Below are 2,730 nucleotides of genomic sequence, written 5' to 3' on the forward strand. Positions count from 1 at the left end.
TTCAGTTTTACTTTTAGTTCCGATTTATCTAAGCAAATTTTGTTAATTATAAGTTAGGGAATTAGGTAAGCCCAAACTAAAACAATAGCAGAGAAAATAGAGGATTGACACTGTTTTTGCTAACGTGTTTGTATATGGAAAGTTGCGTTTTGGTACAGGCGGATTTTCCGAAGGAAAATCAGAAGTAGCAAAAGAGCAACGAACTTTATTTAAGCACTAATCTAGCAATTTTTTATATACGTTGTTAGCAAATGCAGCTCTAATTAGTAGCGAACTTAATTAAAAGAAATTTCCAACGTTAAATAAGAGCAGATAGATTTACGCACCAGATAATCTGTTTATTATTTAGTTAATTAAAATCTTTGTGACTTCAGTTTTACTTTTAGTTCCGATTTATCTAAGCAAATTTTGTTTATTATAAGTTAGGGAATTAGGTAAGCCCAAACCAAAACAATAGCAGAGAAAATAGAGGATTGACACTGTTTTTGCTAACGTGTTTGTATATGGTTTGTTGCGTGGTTAAGAACGTAATTTAGCAAATAAAAACCGAATAGAAAATCCGCGAGGGTTTTCGTAAGCAGGCTAGAACTAGCAATAAATTATATACGGTGTTACCACACGTTTTTTTCTTTCGGTGTTGATTTATATTCACTATTAGCACTTTCCATAATTTTCTTTTCAAACATTTTCGGAAAGTATTTCATTATTATTTTAGATTTTAATTTTGTAAATCCGCTAAAATTTTGGTCTGATTTTTCCCATAAGTTTTCAGCCTCTTTTTCAGTCAGTATTTTTTCAATTCCGTTTTTACTGTCAATTTTTATTAGTGGAAATTCAGGTTGATTTCCGCCACAAAGAGTAATTTGTTTTTCCAATTTAGAACTAATGATTTTCATAAAGTCTATGATTAGATAAAAGTCCGATTCCGTTTTAATATCAGTTGGATTTATATCAAACTCGATTTGGTCTTCAAGAGCGAAGTAGAATTTAACAATAATTCCATTTAAATCAATAGTTGCAGATTTAATTTCCATTTCGCCAGTTTCGTCTGCAAACATTGCTTTTACGTATCCAAAGTCAATTTTGTTTGTTAAATTATCTTCATAAACTCCGTAAGTCAATTTGTATTCAGAGTTTAATAAATCTACAACTTTTTCCCAATCCGAAACAGTTGCGTTTTGGACATAAACATCCCTTAAGGCTCCATCCTTTTCAAAAATCCATTCTATGTTTTTCCAATTTCTCAATGTTGCTTTCAAATGTGTGGTAACGTGTTTGTATATGATTAGTGGCGTGTTTAAGCACCTAATTTAGCAAATAAAAACCGAATAGAAAATCCGCGAGGGTTTTCGTAAGCAAGCTAAAACCAGCCATTAATTATATACGGTGTTACCTGTAGTTTTTATAAATCCGCTTGCAGATAGTTTTCAATTTCCGTTTCTTTTTTTAAATCAAAAACCATTGTCAAATTCCAATCGTTTAAGACTAAATCAAATTCAGTTCCTATTTTTAATAATCCGTTTTTTAGTTTTTCAATTATTTCCTTTTTCTCTTCGTGACGAAAATTGTCAATCCAAAAGTCTTTCACAAATTCTCCTTCTGGATAAACAAAGATTATCGCTCTATCCATTCTGTAAGCGAATGTATTTTCACATCTCCAACTTGTTGAACCATAACCTTCGTAAACCTTCGTGATTTTCTCAAATCCGAGTTCAGTTAATAATTTATCTATTTTGGTAAAAGGAATGTTTTTGTCATATATCGAAATAGGATTTTCATCCCTTTCATATATTTCCGTAAATCCAATTCCGTCAGAGTGCTTTTCCGCGAATTGTCCAATTTCACTATTCTGTTTTTTTAGATAATTTAAATTTTCGAATGGACAGATTTCAACTTGTCGATAAGAATCTTCGTGAAAATAAACAGCATCTTTTTCAGCAGTCCATTTGTCTTCTTTTTGGCTTTTAAAAATGTTCGTTATGGATTTCCAGAAGTTCATCTCAAATTACAGGTAACGTGTTTGTATATGATTTGTTGCGTGTTTCAGCACCTAATTTAGCAAATAAAAACCGAATAGAAAATCCGCGAGGGTTTTCGTAAGCAGGCTAGAACTAGCAATAAATTATATACGGTGTTACCCAACGTTTTTATTCCATCAAGTTTTTCCATCCAGAAACTCCTTTTGACTTTATTTGTAATATTCCATATAATAATCCTATTCTTAAAGCAATTCCTAAAATTGTATTTATATTTAATATTCCAGATTTGTCGTTAATATAAATATTTAAAAAGTAGGCAAAGATTAAAACGTAAAACCCTGTTTTTTGCCATTTAAAAATCCAGTAAATCGAAACTAATTCGACAAAGACAGAAAATATTTGCAAGTACAATAATCCTTTGGTTAATTTTGGGACTAATTCAACAGTTTTATCGTAAAACAGAACGCTAGCAATTCCAACTCCAAGTGAAGTTAGAAGCAATAAAATCATATATATAGTCAGAAAGATATGTCGGCTTTTATTCAACTTCTCCTTTGCTCTTTATTTTTTTTCCAATTGCGCCACTTATCATAGCGATTAGACCAGTAATAACAATAGAAGTCCAATCAATTCCAGTATTTTCTTTTTTCAAAATAAGAGTAAAAGCCATATATGCAATTGGTGGAAAATAGATTATAAAATTTCCTAATATTTTTTTATCCATAATTTTTGTTCAAATGTTGGGTAACGT

4 protein-coding genes are annotated in these 2,730 nt (G+C 30.6%); all 4 read right to left on the reverse strand.

Annotation, left to right across the window (positions count from 1 at the left end; all coding sequences use genetic code 11):
• Window positions 1-611: 611 nt before the first annotated feature.
• Window positions 612-1,259: a hypothetical protein gene (locus tag ACVCXO_RS00110; RefSeq protein WP_452227572.1), complete on the reverse strand. Its 648-nt coding sequence runs from the start codon at window positions 1,257-1,259 to the stop codon at window positions 612-614.
• A gap of 143 nt (window positions 1,260-1,402) precedes the next feature.
• A complete protein-coding gene (locus ACVCXO_RS00115) occupies window positions 1,403-1,999 on the reverse strand; it encodes a hypothetical protein (RefSeq protein ID WP_452227573.1) in 597 nt (198 codons plus the stop codon).
• Between the two features lie 148 nt (window positions 2,000-2,147).
• A complete protein-coding gene (locus ACVCXO_RS00120; RefSeq protein ID WP_452227574.1) occupies window positions 2,148-2,489 on the reverse strand; it encodes a hypothetical protein in 342 nt (113 codons plus the stop codon).
• A 28-nt stretch (window positions 2,490-2,517) separates the two neighbouring features.
• Window positions 2,518-2,703, reverse strand: coding sequence for a hypothetical protein (locus ACVCXO_RS00125; protein ID WP_452227575.1), 186 nt, complete (start codon window positions 2,701-2,703; stop codon window positions 2,518-2,520).
• Window positions 2,704-2,730 lie beyond the last annotated feature (27 nt).

It is taken from the genome of Lacinutrix sp. MEBiC02404, from assembly GCF_053601575.1.